We start from the raw sequence: 13,980 nt of genomic DNA on the forward strand, positions 1-13,980 counted from the left end.
TCCGGCTCGGTGAAGTCCGGTTCCGGCTCGGGGGCGGTGGTGGCCGGGCCGGGGCCGGCCGGTTCCGGCTCGGTGAACTCGTCGTCGTCCGGTGCGGGCACCGGCGCGGTGAGGTCGCCCCAGGTCGGCTCCTCGGCGGGCTCCCCCCCGCCGAGCGACGGGTGCACGGGCAGCGCGGCGGCCAACGCCAGCACCGAGCGCAGCAGCGGCAGCGCGGCCAGCGCGTTGGCCCCCTCGCCCAGGTCGAGCCGCAGGTCGAGCAGGGGCTCCAGGCCGAGCACGTCGGCGGCCAGCCGGACGGCGGGGTGCCCGCCGTGGTCGGCGAGCAGGCACCAGTGCCGGGCCTGGCCGGCCAGGTCGCGGCTGACGATGCCGGCGGCCACGCCGACCGGGCCGTCCAGCAGCACCGGGATCCGCCGGGCGGACGCGCCGAGCAGCACGCCGGTGGCCACCGCGATGTCGCCGCCGCCCAGCTCGGCCAGCACGTCCTTCGCCCCGCGCGGCGAGCGCCGGGTGCGCTGCAACGCGTCGCGGACCGCCGCGCAGCGCCGCATCCAGGCCGCGTCGTCGTACTCGCCGGACTCGGTGACCACCCGGCCCAGCACGGTGGGCGCCTCGGCACCGGCCGTCGCGGCCAGCACCGCCGCCGCGGCGGCCTCGGTGCCGGCGCCGCAGGCCCCCAGCACCAGCAGGCGTACGCCGGTGTCGGCGGCCTCCTCGGCGAGCTGCCAGCCCTGCCGCAGGGCCGCGTCGACCTCGTCCGGCCGCAGCGCCGGGCCGTCCTCCATCGGCGCGGCGTCGGGCGTGCGGACCACCTGCACGTCGGCGCGGGACTCGGCGGCGAGCCGGGCCAGCGCCCCCCGGCCGGCCCGGGCCTGGCCCGCGCGGCGGTCGGACTCGCCGGGCACGGTGCCGGCGGCGGCGCCGCCCGCGTGGTCGCCGTGCAGCAGCAGCACCCGGACCCGGTCCCAGGCGGTCGGGGTGGGGGTGCCCTGGGTGGCGCCGGCGAAGCCGACCAGCCGGTCCAGCGCTCCGAGCCCGGCGCCCGGCACGTCCAGGGTGGCCAGCCGGTCGACCGCCTGCGGCCCGGCGTACTCGTCGGGCATGGGCAGGTCCATGCCGGGCTGGATGACCAGGCCGGTGGCGACCATCGGCAGCGTCATGGTGGGCGCCGCCCAGGCCACCGGGTGCTCCCCGACCGGCGGGGCCGGCTGCGGGGCGACCACGCCGTTCACGGCGGGTCCGGTGGCGGCCGGCGCGGGGACGGCGGAGGTGGGCGCGACGCCGGTCGGCGCCGGGACGCCGCTGGTGGGCAGGGCGGCGCCGCTCGCGGGGTGCGGCGCGGTCGTCGTGGGCGCGACCGCGGCGGGCTTCAACCAGCAGGCCTGGCCGGCCACGACCAGGACGACCGCGTCGCAGGCGTCCGCGACGGCCCGGTTCGCCGCGCCCAGCGCGTCGGTGAAGGCCCGTCCCAGCGGGGTGGTGGGCACCAGCGAGAGCCCCACCTCGGGGCTGACCAGCACCACCCGGGCCGGCGTCTCCCGCAGCGCGGTGGCCAGCTCGGCGATGGTGGCCACGTCGTCGGCCGGCTGGTGCGCCGGGTCCAGCAGCACGGTGACCCAACCGCCGAGGTCGTCGACGAGCAGCGTCTCGTTGGGCTCGGCGGAGGCGATCACGTCGGCCAGCCGGCGCGGGTCCCCGGCGGTCTCCTCGGTGGTCCAGCTCCCCGGCCGGCGGTCCCGGTGCGCGGCCAGCCGGGCCGCCCACTCCTGGTCCTCCGGATCGGCGTCGGCGGCGGTCGCCACGTACCGGACGGTGGGGGCGTCGGCCACCAGGGACTCGGCGAATTCGGACTTGCCGGACCGGATACCGCCGAGCACCAGGACCGTGTTCCACCCGTCAACGGACATGCCCGTACCTTAAAGCCGCCCGGCGGGGTGCCGCCCGCCGGCCCGGACCCGGGCCGGCGTGACCGCGGGCGGCGGTGGACGGTCAGGCTCCGCCTGACCCGGCGCTCAGCCGCAGTGCTCGAAGGGGCTGTCGTAGCCGACGTCGCCGATCGAACCGCCCCAGCGCACGCACTCCCCGGCGGCGTCGGCCCGCACCGGCCCGGCGTAGTACGCGAACGCGCCCCGGTCCGTGCTGCGGCTGCCACCCCGCACCTCCAGCCAGGCCGCCGCGGCGGTGGCGGTGCCGACGTCCGAGGACTTCAGGGTGACCGTGCAGTTCGTGCCGCTGCCGGCGGCGTACAGCAGGTAGACGGTGCCCTGCCGGGCGCCCGCCGCGACCAGGTCCGCCGAGTCGATCACCTGGTAGCCCGCGCCGCACGCCTGCTCCGCCGTGTACGGGTTGGGCCGGTCACCGGTGCCGGCGCTCGGGCTGGCGGGGCCGGTGGTCGGCCCGGTCGCCGGGGCGCTCGTCGCCGGCGCGGCGGTCGGGGCGGCGGTGGTCGGGGTGGCCCCGGTCGAGCGGGCCGGCGCGCCGGGCGTGGTGGGTGCCCCCGTGGCCGGGCGGCCCGGCCGGGCGCTCGCCGAGGCGCCCGGCCGGCCGGCGCGGTTCGAGGTCGGTCGCGCCTTCGTCGGTTCGCCGCCGGGGCGGGTCGGGGCGGCGGTCAGTGACCCGCCGGTCAGGGCGGCCGCCCGGTCAGCCGGGTCGTCCGGTCCGTCCGGGCGCAGCACGGCCACCAGCGCCACCAGGGCGATCAGCGCGACCCCCGCCGCGCCGGCCAGCGCCAGCCGGCGGGCCCGGTCGGGCCGGTGCTGCTCCACCGTCGGGCCGGTGGTCGGCGGCGGGACCTGGGCGGGCCGGACCGGGTGGCCGACGGGCCGCCCCGGCGGGACTCCCGGCGCGGCGGGATGGTCGGCGGTGGCCCGGCCGGGCACCGCCCACGGCGGGCGGGGCGGCACCGGCAGCACGGCGAGGGTGGCGTCCCGGGCGTCCTGCGCCGCGTCGGCCAGCGCCGCGGCGGAGGAGTGCCGGTCCGCGGGGCGCTTCGCCAGCGCCCGCCGCACCACCTCCACCACCGCCGGCGGGGTGTCGCCGGGCAGCGGCGGCGGCTCGTCCTGGGCGTGCCGCATCGCCACCGCCAGCGGGTTGTCCCCCTCGAAGGGTGGCCGGCCGGCCAGGCAGTAGTACGCCACGGCGCCGAGGGCGTAGACGTCGGTGACCGGGGAGACGGGACGGCCGTCGGCCTGCTCCGGGGACATGTAGGAGGCGGTGCCGAGGACCATGTGGGCTGCGGTGAGCCCGGCCATGGCGGTGGACCGGGCGATGCCGAAGTCGACCAGCACCACGCTGCCGTCCCGCTTCACCAGCAGGTTGCCCGGCTTGACGTCGCGGTGCACGATCCCCGCCGCGTGCGCGGCGTGCAGCGCCCGCGCCGCCTGGGCCACCACCGACATGGTCGACGCCGGATCGAGCCGGCCGGCCCGGCGTACCCAGGTGGTCAGCGGCTCGCCGTCGACGTACTCCATCACCAGGTAGCTGACCCGGCTGCCGTCGGCGAGCGTCGCCGAACCGAAGTCGTGCACCGCCACGATGCCGGGGTGCCGCAACGCGGCCAGCATCCGCGCCTCGGCGTGGAACCGGGCGGTGAACTCCGGATCCGCAACCAGCGACGGCAGCAGCACCTTCACCGCCACCTCGCGGCCCAGCAGCGTGTCGGTGCACCGCCAGACCGCGCCCATCCCGCCGGTGGCGATGCGTTCGCCGAGCAGGTAACGGTCGCCGAGCACCACGCCGCGAGTCAGCACCGGGCCACCGTACCGGCGTTGATCCACCTCCGGACGTGGTGGGCCGGGCCGTTCGGCGAGCGGCCGACTACGCTTGCGGAGGTTTCGTCCCACGGGACGACGGCGGCGAGGGGAGACGCGGCATGGCGTGGAGCTGGCGGTACGAGGGCGCGAACGGCGAGTCGGTGGACGGGCCGGCGGAGACGTTCAGCAGCCAGGCGGACGCCGAGTCATGGATCGGCCAGGCCTGGCGCGAGCTCGCGGCGTCCGGCGTCACCTCGGTCGCGCTCGTCGAGGACGACCGGGTCGACTACCGGATGAGCCTGCTGCCCACGGCGGAGTGATGGCGTACGACCGTCCGGGCGAGCCGTTGGTGCTCGGCGTGCCCCGGGCGGCGTTCCGGCCCAGCCCGGTCTTCCTCGCCCTGGTGGCGCTCCTGGTCACCAGCGGCGTCATGGCGTGGCACCGCTTCGGCAACGTACGCCTCGACGTCTTCCTCTTCGTGGTCTCCGGCTGGCTGGTGTCGCTCTGCCTGCACGAGTACGCCCACGCGGTGGTCGCCTACCGGGCGGGGGACCGGGACATCGCCCACCGGGGCTACCTGACGCTCAACCCGTTCAAGTACACCCACCCGCTGCTGTCCATCGCGCTGCCGGTGCTGGTGGTGCTGCTCGGCGGGATCGGGCTGCCCGGCGGTGCGGTGTGGGTGGACCGGCACGCCATCCCGGGGCGGCTGCGACACACCCTGGTCAGCCTGGCCGGCCCGGCCACCAACGTGCTGTTCACCCTGCTGCTGGTGGCGGCGCTGCGGCTCGGCCTCGCCGGCGGCGGCGGGTCGGGGGAGTTCTGGGCCGGGCTGGCCCTGCTGGCCTTCCTCCAGCTCACCGCGAGCGTGCTCAACCTGCTGCCGGTGCCCGGCCTGGACGGCGGCAACATGATCCAACCGTGGCTCAACCCGCAGTGGCGCCGGATGTACGACCTCTTCGCGCCGTACGGCTTCATCGTGCTCTTCGCGCTGCTGTGGAACCCGCGCATCGGCGGCGCCTTCTTCGGCGCGATCTTCGCCATCGCGGACGCGCTCGGGCTGCCGCCCGACCTCTACGCCGCCGGTCTGGACCTCATCCGCTTCTGGCAGGGGTGATTGAAAGGAGGGGCCCCTTCTTAACAGACGTCTGTTAAGAAGGGGCCCCTGCTAACCAGCGGGCGGCCGGGTCACGGACGCTCGGCCGGGGACTCCGTCTTCGCCGCGTCGCGCTCGGTGACCGGCTCGACGATCTCGTCGATCTTCTTGAGCAGGTCGGCGTCCAGCTTCACGCCGGCGGCCTTGACGTTGTCGTGCACCTGCTCCGGGCGGGACGCGCCGACGATCGCCGAGGAGACGTTCGGGTTCTGGAGCACCCAGGCGATGGCCAGCTGCGCCATGGTCAGCCCGGCCTGCTCGGCGAGCGGCTTGAGCCGCTGCACCCGGGTCAGCACGTCGTCGTTCAGCCACTGGGCGATGAAGCCGGCCCCCGACTTCTCGTCGGTGGCCCGGGAACCGGCCGGCGGCGGCTGGCCCGGAAGGTACTTGCCGGAGAGCACGCCCTGCGCCATCGGCGACCAGACGATCTGGCCGATGCCCAGCTCCTCGCTGGCCGGCACCACCTCGGTCTCGATCACCCGCCACAGCATCGAGTACTGCGGCTGGTTCGACACCAGCGGGATGCGCAGCTCACGGGCGAGCGCGTGGGCCTCGCGGATCTGCGACGCCTTCCACTCCGAGACGCCGATGTAGTGCGCCTTGCCGGAGTGCACGACGTCGGCGAACGCCTCCATCGTCTCCTCCAGCGGCGTGCTGTAGTCGTACCGGTGGGCCTGGTAGAGGTCCACGTGGTCGGTACGCAGCCGGCGCAGCGAGCCGTCGATCGACTCCATGATGTGCTTGCGGGACAGGCCGCGGTCGTTGCGGCCCGGGCCGGTCGGCCAGTAGACCTTCGTGAAGATCTCGATGCCCTCGCGCCGCTCGCCCTCAAGGGCCCGGCCGAGGACGTCCTCGGCGCGGGTGCCGGCGTACACGTCGGCGGTGTCGAAGGTGGTGATCCCGGCGTCCAGCGCGGCCCGGACGCAGGCGAACGCCGCGTCCTCCTCGACCTGCGACCCGTGGGTGATCCAGTTGCCGTACGAGATCTCGCTGACCATCAGGCCCGAACGGCCCAGGTGACGGAATTCCATGCCCCGACCCTAGTACGGCAGCCGCCGTTTGAGATCTTGCTGGTGAACCGGGGTGGACGCGAGGCGGCCACCGCGTGATCGTCTGTGCGTTGTGGACACATCATCAGATCTGGCGGTGGCCGCGTGCCACAGCGTAGCTGTTGGTCGGTGGGAGCGGGTGTTGGCCGAGGTGCTGGGCTGCTTCGCGGGCCGGTTTGGTCGCGTGGAGCCGCGTCGGGCGGCGGGACAGTTCGTGACCGGGCTGCTGTCCGAGCTTGAGGTGAAGACGTGCTGGCAGTTGGCCGAGCAGGCCGGACATGCCCGGCCGGACGCGATGCAGCGCCTGTTGTATCGGGCGGTGTGGGACGCCGACGCTGTCCGTGACGACCTGCGGCAGCTGATCGTCGGCCGGTTCGGTGCCGCGGACGCGGTCCTGGCCGTCGACGAGACCGGCGACCTGAAGAAGGGCATCCACACGGTCGGGGTGCAACGCCAGTACACCGGCACGGCGGGGCGGATCGAGAACAGCCAGGTCGGAGTGTTCTTGGGCTACGCCGGCGCCGATGGGCACACGCTGATCGACCGGCGGGTGTATCTGCCGGCGTCGTGGACCGACGACCGGGACCGCTGCCAAGCCGCTGGCGTGCCCGACGACATCGAGTTCGCCACCAAGCCGGAGTTGGCCGCCGAGATGATCACCGCGGCCTTGAAGGCGGGGGTGCCAGCGGGGTGGGTGGCCGCGGACGAGGCCTACGGAAACAGCGCCACCTTCCGCGCTGGCCTGCGCGAACAGGAGATCGGCTACGTCCTGGCGGTGTCCCGCAGCCACCTGGTTCCCCTCGACGGTGGCAAGACCCGCATCCGCGCCGACCGGGTCGCCGCTGACCTGCCCGCCTCGGCGTGGCAGCGCCGTAGCGCTGGCGCCGGATCGAAGGGGCCGCGTTTCTACGACTGGGCCTGGCTTGATGACGTGTGCACCGACGCCGACCCCGACGACGGCGGCCGGCACAGCCTGTTGATCAGAAAGAACACCACCACCGGTGAGCTGGCCTTCTACCGCTGCTGGACCCCACGCCCAGCGACCCTCGCCCAAATCGTCCGCGTCGCCGGGATCCGCTGGAGCATCGAGGAGAGCTTCCAGGCCGCCAAAAGCCAGGTCGGTCTGGACCAGCACCAGGTCCGCCGTTGGGACTCCTGGCACCGGTTCACCACCCTGGCCCTGGCCGCCCTCGCCGTCCTGGCGATCTGCGCCGCCGACATTGCCGACCAGGACCACGCCGATAACGGCCTGATCAAGCTCACCGTCAACGAGATCCGCCGACTGATCAACGCCTGCATCATCCACCCGATCAGCGACCTCGCCCACCGTTTGCACTGGTCAGGCTGGCGACGCCGGCATCAAGCCCGAGCCCGCCGAGCCCACTACACACGCCGCCTCAACCTCGAACTCCAGCCATGATCCCGAACGGCGGCTGCCGTACTAGGGGAGTCGGCTCGCCCTCAGCCGCGACGCGCCTGCAGAACCATCGCCGGGTACGGCCCGGCGGGCAGCTCGGCCGTCGCCTCACCCGTCGGTACGACATTGTCCATTCGCATCTGGAACGTCTCGGCTTCGGTGGTGTCGAACACGATGCGCCATACCCAGCCGTCGCCGTAGCCACCGTCGAGCGCGATGATGCCGTCGGCGCCGCGGCCTCCGGCCAGCGACATCGGAGCCGGCTTCTGGTGCCACGAGTCGCTCCACACCCCCGCGAGCGAACCGTCATCGGCGGTCCAAGCAATGGTCAGCCCGTCCTGCGGCCCGTCGTCGGGATGCTCCCAGCGGGAGCCGATCGAGGTCAGATGGCCGGAGGCGGCGGCGGTCACCGTAGCGGTGGCGGGGGACTCGGACAGCGGATCGGCGGGCATCGGACGGAACCCGTTCGTCCCGGTCCAGTTGCCCACGAAATCGGGAAGGATCATTGCGCGACCCTAGTGAAGGGGTGCGACGCTCAGCCGGGACGTTTCACGTCTTGCACGGCGACGAGACCGTGTAGCCCTTGAAAGTCGTCTGGATTGGTGGTGTAGAGGGGAAGTCCGTTCGCATGGGCAACGGACGCAATCATCAGATCGGCTATCCGGCGTCGGGTTTGTCCGCCGGTCGCAAGGACAGCGGCTGAGATCAGCCCGAAAGCCCGAGCTGCTTCGGCGTCGAACGGCAGCGGGTCGAACGTCGCCTCCACATGCTGAAGGACGCTCATGCGTCGGGCGCGCTCGGCAGCATCATCAGTGTGGTGCGGCCCTGCTGAAAGCTCTGCCAGGGTCACGGAGCTAATGACCATCTCGTCCGGCAGTTCCGTCGGGTTGAGCCGCGAAAGATGGATCACGATGTTGGTATCGACCAGCCCGCGGGTCGGGAGTTCACCACTCACGATCGGAGAATGTGGGGTCGATCGCGCCGTCGATGTCGTTGCGGAACCGGTCGGCGTCGAGTATCGGCGAGGTGGCGAAGGCCGCCATGACCTCAGCCTTCGGCACGAAAGTCCGTCGGCGGATCGGAATCAGTCGCCCGATTGGAGTGCCGTTGCGAGTGATCGTGAACGACTCGCCCTGCTCCACGCTTCGCATGATTGCGCCGGAGTCGTTGCGCAGTTCGCGCTGGCTTATCTCCCTAGAAGCATGCTCTGCCACACCGCTACGGTACCGCAGGTGTGCTACGAGGTGCTACAGCCGCTTCGTCCATGGGGTGTTCAGGCGCTGACCGAGCCCGATGGTCCGCTTGCTCTTGACGCTATGTGCGCTTTTTTCGATTAGCGGTACGTTGGGTCTCATGAGCGGTGCCCTTCGTGAGCGGACCCTTCTTCCTCCCGAGGACCCCGCCGACCTTGCCCGGTTCGTTCAGGAGTTGCGCAGCGCCGCTGGTCGAGGGCGAGCGCGGCTGGTGGGCCCCGACGGGTCCGAGATCGAAATTCCGGACGAGCTTTACGGGGTGCTGCGGGACGTGGCGACGGCTCTTTCCGAGGGGCTGGCGATCTCCATCGCGCCGCACAACACTCTCCTGACGACGCAGCAGGCGGCGGACCTACTCGACATCTCGCGCCCGACGCTGGTCCGGCTGCTCTCCGACGGGGAGATTCCGCACACGATGCGAGGACGCCACCGGCGGGTGACGCTGCGGGACATCCTCGACTACCAGGAGCGCACCCGCCAGGAACGGCGACGGACCTTGGACCGGATGACGGAGGAAGCCGAGGACGACGGGTTGTACGACATCACCTCTACTCCGCGCCGTTAGCTGGTGAAGGCGGTCGGTGACGGTGTAGGCCAAGGGCGACGAACGGACACGAGTGGTGAACGCGCCGGTTCTGGTCGTCCTCAGTGGTCCGCCGGGCGCCGGCAAGACCGTGCTGGCTCATCGGCTCGCCCGGGCGATCGGCGCTCCGGCGATCTGCCGGGACGAGATCAAGGAGGGCATGGTCCACGCGGCCGGGGACTTCACCGCCGCGCCGGGTGACGAGCTGAGCGTGCGTACCCTGTCGACCTTCTTCCAGGTGCTGGAACTGCTGCTGTCGGCGGGGGTCACCACGGTGGCCGAGGCGGCCTTCCAGGACCGGCTCTGGCGCCCGCACCTGCTGCCCCTGGCCGGCCTCGCCGACATCCGGGTGGTCCACTGCCGGGTTCCGGCCGGCGTCGCCCGCGACCGCATCCGGCGGCGGTGGCACGAGAGCCCGACCCGCGGCGCGCACGCCGACACCCACCTGGACGAGGAGCACATCCACGCCGCCCGGCACGACACTTTCGACCGCGTCCGGCTCGACGTGCCCGAGATCGAGGTGGACACCAGCGACGGCTACCGGCCCGGGATCGAGGACATCGTCGCCTTCGTGGCCGCGCGACGCTGACCCGGCCGGCGGCTGTCAGCCGAGGGTGAGGTTGAGCAGTTCCAGGCCGGTGACGGGCCGGAAGCCGAGGCCGGCGTAGAGGGTCAGGGCGGGGACGTTGTCGGTCTCGGTCTGCAGCGAGACGCGCAGCGCGCCGGCGGCCCGGGCCTCTCCGATGACGTGCCGGAGCAGGGCGTTGGCGACGCCGCCACGGCGATGCCGCGGGGGCACGAAGAGGTCGCGGATCGACCATACGGTGCCCAGCCGCAGCGACGCCGGCATGACCGTGACGGTGACGAAGCCGCAGACCTCGTCGGCCCGGAGCGCGGCGACGGCGGAGAGCCGGCCGGCCGTGATCTGGTCGTGCAGCCACGAGCGGGTGACGTCGAGGCTCGGCGGTTGCCCGTAGTGCACCCGGTATTCGTCGAAGAGCGCGCCCACCCGGTCGAACGCCGGGTGGGCGGGGGAGACCGGCGCGATCGTCGTTGTCACTCCAGTGAGTGTGCCGCACCGGGTGCGCCGCCGGCTGCCCCCGACCGGCGGCGCACCCGGTGCGGCGCGCGCGTCAGGCGTCGACCGGGGCGCCGCGCAGGTCGGCCAGGAGCCGCTCCACCTCGGCGAACGCGTCGGCGGGCAGCGGACCGTACGCCAGGGTGCCGAAGTTCTCCTCGGCCTGCGCGACCGTGCGGCAGCCGGGGATCGGCAGCGTCCGCGGGCTGCGGGCCAGCAGCCAGCCCAGCGCGCCCTGGGCGAGGGTACGACCGTCGGCGGTCAGCGCCGACCGGATGAGCTCCAGCCGGGCCGACCACTCGGGCGTGGGCCGGCCGTCGCGGAACCAGACCAGCCACTCCGGCGCCCGACCGCGTACGTCGTCCGCGCCGACCGCCCGGGTGGAGCCGGTGAGCAGACCCATCGCCAGCGGGCCGCGGTTGAGGCTGGCCAGGTCCAGCGCGTCGCAGACCGCGAACATCGCCGGGTTGTCCCTGAACACCGACTGGTCGTGCTGCACGGCGGCACAGTGCGGGCCCGCCTCGGCGAACGCCCGCGCCGACGCCGGGTTGTCGGTGCTCCAGCCGTACGCCCGGATCTTGCCCTGGGTGACCAGGCCCTCCAGGGTGTCGACCAGGTCGAGCGCGGCGGACGCCGGCAGGTCGTTGAGGTGCAGCTGGTACAGGTCGACGTGGTCGGTGCCGAGCCGGCGCAGCGACTCCTCCAGGCTGCTCACCGCGAACGCCGCGGTGGCGTCGGTGCCGATCCACCGGCGGGTGGCCTCCTCGGAGACGTTGCCGAACTTGGTGGCGACCACCACCTGGTCCCGCCGGCCGGCCAGCGCCCGGCCCAGGATCCGTTCGCTGTGCCCGGCCCCGTAGTTGCTGGCCGTGTCGAAGAGGGTGACGCCCAGGTCCAGGGCGCGGTGGATGGTGCGGATCGACTCGTCGTCGTCCACCTCACCCCACCCGAACGGCTGCCCACCGTCACCCCAGAGCGGCCCACCGATCGCCCAGCAGCCCAGGCCCAGCGCGCTGACCTCGATGCCGCTGCGGCCCAGAGTTCGTGTCGTCGTCATGGCACCCAGCTTTCAACCTGGAGCGCGCTCCAGGTCAAGAACTAGGATCGCGGGCATGAGCGGCTACTCACCCTCGGAGGCCGCCACCCGCAGCGGGTTCAGCCTCGACACCCTCCGCTACTACGAGAAGATCGGCCTGCTCAGCGACATCGGGCGGACCTCCGGCGGGCGGCGGGTCTTCACCGACGACGACCTGGGCTGGCTGGTGCTGTTCCGCTGCCTGCGCGACACCGGCATGCCGATCGCCGAGATGTGCCGCTACGCCGAACTGGCCCGGGCGGGCGAGCACACCGCCGGCGAGCGGCACGCCCTGCTGCGCCGGCACGCCGAGCGGGTCGAGGAGCAGATGCGCCTGCTCCAGCGGCAGTACGACCACCTGCGCGAGAAGATCCGCTTCTACGAGGGGTCGGGCTGACCGCTCACTCGCCGGTGCGGCCGTCGATCGCCTCGCGCAGGATGTCGGCGTGCCCCAGGTGCCGGGCGTACTCGTCGATCATGTGGGTGAACACCCAGCGCAGCGAGCGTTCGCTGCCGGTGCCGGGGGTGCGACCGACCGCGTCGAGGGGGCGCTCGGCGGTGACCCGGCGGGCGGCCGCCACCTCCGCCCGCCACTGCGCGAAGGTCTCCGCGCCGGTGGCGTCGGCGACGTCGTTGAACGGCGCGTCGAAGTCGTCGGTCAGGTCGTACAGGTCGCCGGGGGAGTCGCCGGCGATCACCGCCCGGAAGTACCACCGCTCGACGGTGGCCAGGTGCCGCACCAGCCCCAGCAGGGACAGGGTGGACGACGGCACCGGCCGGGCCCGTAGCTGCCCGTCGGTCAGGCCGGCGCACTTGCGGACCAACGCCTCCCGCTGGAAGTCGAGGAAGGACTCCAGCGTCGTGCGTTCGTCCACCGTGGGCGGCAGGGCCATCCGGGTGTCGTCCATCGACGCATCGTACGCCTGTTCCAAGCGGTTGGCCGCCCCCGGAAAAGGGGTGGACGGGCCGCCGCGCCGGCTCGTAGGTTGCCGATGACCGTGTCACGGCCCGAGGAGGTGAGACCCATGAACGCTGTATCGACGTGGGTGCTCCCCCTGCCGGTCACGGTCGGGCGACCGACTTAGGGTCTCGCCGGGAGCGCCACCAGGCACTCCCGAAGGGCAACACCCGTGCACTCTGCCTCGCCGGCCTCCGGCACCGAACGCACCCCCGTCCACCACGACGTGATCATCGCCGGCTGCGGGCCCACCGGCGCCATGCTCGCCGCCGAACTGCGGCTGCACGGCGTAGGGGTCCTCGTCCTCGAACGGGACACCGCGCCCGCGTCGTACGTCCGCATCGTCGGCCTGCACATCCGCAGCATCGAGATCATGGCCATGCGCGGGCTGCTGGACCGCATCCGGGAACACGCCCGGCAGCGCCCGGCCGCCGGCTTCTTCGCCGCCATCCCCAAGCCGGTGCCCGAGGGGTTGGACTCCGCGTACGCCTACCTGCTGGGCATCCCGCAGCCGGTCATCGTCCGGCTGCTGGAGGAGCACGCGGTCGCCCTGGGCGCCGAGGTGCGGCACGGGTGTGCGGTGACCGGTCTCGCGCAGGACGCCGAGGGGGTGACCGTCCAGCTCGCCGACGGGCAACGGCTGCGTACGCGTCACCTGGTCGGCTGCGACGGTGCGCGCAGCACGGTGCGCAAGCTGCTCGGCGTCGGCTTCCCCGGCGAGCCGTCGCGGGCCGAGACGCTGATGGGGGAGATGCGGGTCGGCGTGCCCCCGGAGGAGGTCGCCGCCCGGGTGGCCGAGGTCCGGCGGACCGACCAGCGGCTCATCGTCGGGCCCGCGGGCCCCGGCCTGTACCGGGTGGTGGTGCCCGCCGCGGGGGTCAGCGGTCGCGCGGAGGCGCCCACCCTGGCGGACTTCAGCCGGCAGCTGCGCGCCGTCGCCGGGACCGACTTCGGCGTGCACTCCCCGCGCTGGCTCTCCCGCTTCGGTGACGCCACCCGGCTCGCCGACCGGTACCGGGTCGGCCGGGTGCTGCTGGCCGGCGACGCCGCGCACATCCACCCACCCCTCGGCGGACAGGGCCTCAACCTGGGCGTCCAGGACGCGGTCAACCTGGGCTGGAAACTCGCCGCGCAGGTCCGCGGCCGGGCGCCGGAGACGCTGCTCGACACCTACCACGCCGAACGCCACCCGGTCGCCGAGGACGTGCTGGACAACACCCGGGCCCAGATGGAACTGGTGTCCCCCGAACCGGGCCCACGGGCCGTACGCCGGCTGCTCACCGAACTGATGGACATCAACGAGGTGAACCGCCACCTGATCGAGAAGATCACCGCGGTCGGCGTCCGGTACGACTTCGGGCCGGGCCCCGACCTGCTCGGCCGCCGCCTGCCCGACGTCGACGTGGCGCAGGGCCGGCTCTACGATCTGCTGCACCGCGGCCGTGGCCTGCTGCTGGACCGCACCGGCCGGCTGACCGTCGGCGGCTGGTCCGACCGGGTCGACCACCTCGACGACCCCACCGCGGCGCTGGACGTGCCGGGCGTCCTGCTGCGCCCCGACGGTCACGTCGCCTGGATCGGCGACGACCAGCGGGGCCTGGACGCCCAGCTCGCCCGCTGGTTCGGCCACCCAGCCGCCTGACCCGGGGACGGGAC

The 13,980-nt window shown here is 73.4% G+C and carries 16 protein-coding genes; 7 read left to right on the plus strand and 9 right to left on the minus strand.

Translation table 11 applies throughout. The features are described from left to right. On the minus strand, positions 1 to 1,910 hold a 1,910-nt coding region (locus tag GA0070564_RS28450), incomplete at its 3' end, for a bifunctional adenosylcobinamide kinase/adenosylcobinamide-phosphate guanylyltransferase (protein WP_141714894.1). 105 nt (positions 1,911 to 2,015) lie between these two features. Beyond that, positions 2,016 to 3,752, minus strand: coding sequence for a serine/threonine-protein kinase (locus GA0070564_RS28455; RefSeq protein WP_091616382.1), 1,737 nt, complete (start codon positions 3,750 to 3,752; stop codon positions 2,016 to 2,018). Positions 3,753 to 3,874: 122 nt separating this feature from the next. Here GA0070564_RS28455 and GA0070564_RS28460 point away from each other — a divergent pair, with 122 nt between their 5' ends. Both GA0070564_RS28460 and GA0070564_RS28465 read left to right on the plus strand, forming a co-directional pair. Next, the gene (locus GA0070564_RS28460; RefSeq protein WP_091616297.1) at positions 3,875 to 4,075 is read left to right on the plus strand and encodes a hypothetical protein; all 201 of its coding nucleotides are present in this window, start codon (positions 3,875 to 3,877) and stop codon (positions 4,073 to 4,075) included. Then, a complete protein-coding gene (locus GA0070564_RS28465; protein ID WP_091616302.1) occupies positions 4,075 to 4,872 on the plus strand; it encodes a site-2 protease family protein in 798 nt (265 codons plus the stop codon). Before GA0070564_RS28460 ends, GA0070564_RS28465 begins: the two co-directional genes overlap by 1 nt. Positions 4,873 to 4,943: 71 nt before the next feature. On the opposite strand, the gene GA0070564_RS28470 is transcribed toward GA0070564_RS28465, so the two are convergent. Then, on the minus strand, positions 4,944 to 5,942 hold the full coding sequence (locus GA0070564_RS28470; protein WP_091616306.1) for an aldo/keto reductase family protein: 999 nt from the start codon (positions 5,940 to 5,942) through the stop codon (positions 4,944 to 4,946). 172 nt (positions 5,943 to 6,114) lie between these two features. On the opposite strand from GA0070564_RS28470, the gene GA0070564_RS28475 reads away from it, so the two are divergent. Further along, the gene (locus GA0070564_RS28475; RefSeq protein ID WP_141714895.1) at positions 6,115 to 7,380 is read left to right on the plus strand and encodes an IS701 family transposase; all 1,266 of its coding nucleotides are present in this window, start codon (positions 6,115 to 6,117) and stop codon (positions 7,378 to 7,380) included. A gap of 41 nt (positions 7,381 to 7,421) precedes the next feature. Here GA0070564_RS28475 and GA0070564_RS28480 read toward each other — a convergent pair whose 3' ends face one another. From GA0070564_RS28480 to GA0070564_RS28490, 3 genes are read right to left on the minus strand one after another with little or no spacing between them, the layout of a single operon-like run. After that, positions 7,422 to 7,883 (minus strand): hypothetical protein, encoded by a 462-nt coding sequence (locus GA0070564_RS28480; protein ID WP_091616314.1) that lies wholly within the window; start codon positions 7,881 to 7,883, stop codon positions 7,422 to 7,424. A gap of 29 nt (positions 7,884 to 7,912) precedes the next feature. Beyond that, positions 7,913 to 8,332: a type II toxin-antitoxin system VapC family toxin gene (locus tag GA0070564_RS28485; RefSeq protein WP_091616318.1), complete on the minus strand. Its 420-nt coding sequence runs from the start codon at positions 8,330 to 8,332 to the stop codon at positions 7,913 to 7,915. Then, complete coding sequence (locus tag GA0070564_RS28490) at positions 8,322 to 8,591, minus strand: type II toxin-antitoxin system Phd/YefM family antitoxin (protein ID WP_091616321.1); 270 nt, start codon at positions 8,589 to 8,591, stop codon at positions 8,322 to 8,324. The genes GA0070564_RS28485 and GA0070564_RS28490 overlap by 11 nt, the downstream gene beginning before the upstream one ends. A 139-nt stretch (positions 8,592 to 8,730) precedes the next feature. Here GA0070564_RS28490 and GA0070564_RS28495 point away from each other — a divergent pair, with 139 nt between their 5' ends. After that, a complete protein-coding gene (locus tag GA0070564_RS28495; RefSeq protein ID WP_091616386.1) occupies positions 8,731 to 9,195 on the plus strand; it encodes a helix-turn-helix domain-containing protein in 465 nt (154 codons plus the stop codon). A gap of 55 nt (positions 9,196 to 9,250) precedes the next feature. Next, a complete protein-coding gene (locus tag GA0070564_RS28500) occupies positions 9,251 to 9,802 on the plus strand; it encodes a P-loop nucleotide/nucleoside kinase family protein (protein WP_091616389.1) in 552 nt (183 codons plus the stop codon). A gap of 15 nt (positions 9,803 to 9,817) precedes the next feature. Here GA0070564_RS28500 and GA0070564_RS28505 read toward each other — a convergent pair whose 3' ends face one another. Together GA0070564_RS28505 and GA0070564_RS28510 are read right to left on the minus strand one after the other, a co-directional pair. Further along, on the minus strand, positions 9,818 to 10,273 hold the full coding sequence (locus GA0070564_RS28505) for a GNAT family N-acetyltransferase (protein ID WP_091616324.1): 456 nt from the start codon (positions 10,271 to 10,273) through the stop codon (positions 9,818 to 9,820). Positions 10,274 to 10,346: 73 nt separating this feature from the next. Then, positions 10,347 to 11,348, minus strand: a complete 1,002-nt coding sequence (locus GA0070564_RS28510) for an aldo/keto reductase (protein ID WP_091616327.1) — start codon at positions 11,346 to 11,348, stop codon at positions 10,347 to 10,349. Positions 11,349 to 11,403: 55 nt separating this feature from the next. Here GA0070564_RS28510 and GA0070564_RS28515 point away from each other — a divergent pair, with 55 nt between their 5' ends. Then, positions 11,404 to 11,763, plus strand: a complete 360-nt coding sequence (locus tag GA0070564_RS28515; RefSeq protein ID WP_091616331.1) for a MerR family transcriptional regulator — start codon at positions 11,404 to 11,406, stop codon at positions 11,761 to 11,763. A gap of 4 nt (positions 11,764 to 11,767) precedes the next feature. Here GA0070564_RS28515 and GA0070564_RS28520 read toward each other — a convergent pair whose 3' ends face one another. Continuing rightward, the gene (locus tag GA0070564_RS28520; protein ID WP_091616335.1) at positions 11,768 to 12,274 is read right to left on the minus strand and encodes a DinB family protein; all 507 of its coding nucleotides are present in this window, start codon (positions 12,272 to 12,274) and stop codon (positions 11,768 to 11,770) included. A gap of 222 nt (positions 12,275 to 12,496) precedes the next feature. Between GA0070564_RS28520 and rox the strand changes: the two genes are divergently transcribed. Beyond that, a complete protein-coding gene (gene rox / locus GA0070564_RS28525) occupies positions 12,497 to 13,966 on the plus strand; it encodes a rifampin monooxygenase (protein ID WP_091616339.1) in 1,470 nt (489 codons plus the stop codon). Positions 13,967 to 13,980: the final 14 nt, after the last annotated feature.

Origin of the sequence: Micromonospora mirobrigensis, assembly GCF_900091555.1 — a bacterium.
Taxonomy (GTDB): Bacteria; Actinomycetota; Actinomycetes; order Mycobacteriales; family Micromonosporaceae; genus Micromonospora; species Micromonospora mirobrigensis.

Excerpts from the sequence above, each read along its gene's own strand:
- GA0070564_RS28495 (WP_091616386.1), top strand. The coding sequence starts at position 8,731 with ATGAGCGGTGCCCTTCGTGAGCGGACCCTTCTTCCTCCCGAGGACCCC.
- GA0070564_RS28470 (WP_091616306.1), bottom strand. The coding sequence starts at position 5,942 with ATGGAATTCCGTCACCTGGGCCGTTCGGGCCTGATGGTCAGCGAGATC.
- GA0070564_RS28510 (WP_091616327.1), bottom strand. The coding sequence starts at position 11,348 with ATGACGACGACACGAACTCTGGGCCGCAGCGGCATCGAGGTCAGCGCG.
- GA0070564_RS28515 (WP_091616331.1), top strand. The coding sequence starts at position 11,404 with ATGAGCGGCTACTCACCCTCGGAGGCCGCCACCCGCAGCGGGTTCAGC.
- GA0070564_RS28480 (WP_091616314.1), bottom strand. The coding sequence starts at position 7,883 with ATGATCCTTCCCGATTTCGTGGGCAACTGGACCGGGACGAACGGGTTC.
- GA0070564_RS28465 (WP_091616302.1), top strand. The coding sequence starts at position 4,075 with ATGGCGTACGACCGTCCGGGCGAGCCGTTGGTGCTCGGCGTGCCCCGG.
- GA0070564_RS28460 (WP_091616297.1), top strand. The coding sequence starts at position 3,875 with ATGGCGTGGAGCTGGCGGTACGAGGGCGCGAACGGCGAGTCGGTGGAC.
- GA0070564_RS28520 (WP_091616335.1), bottom strand. The coding sequence starts at position 12,274 with ATGGACGACACCCGGATGGCCCTGCCGCCCACGGTGGACGAACGCACG.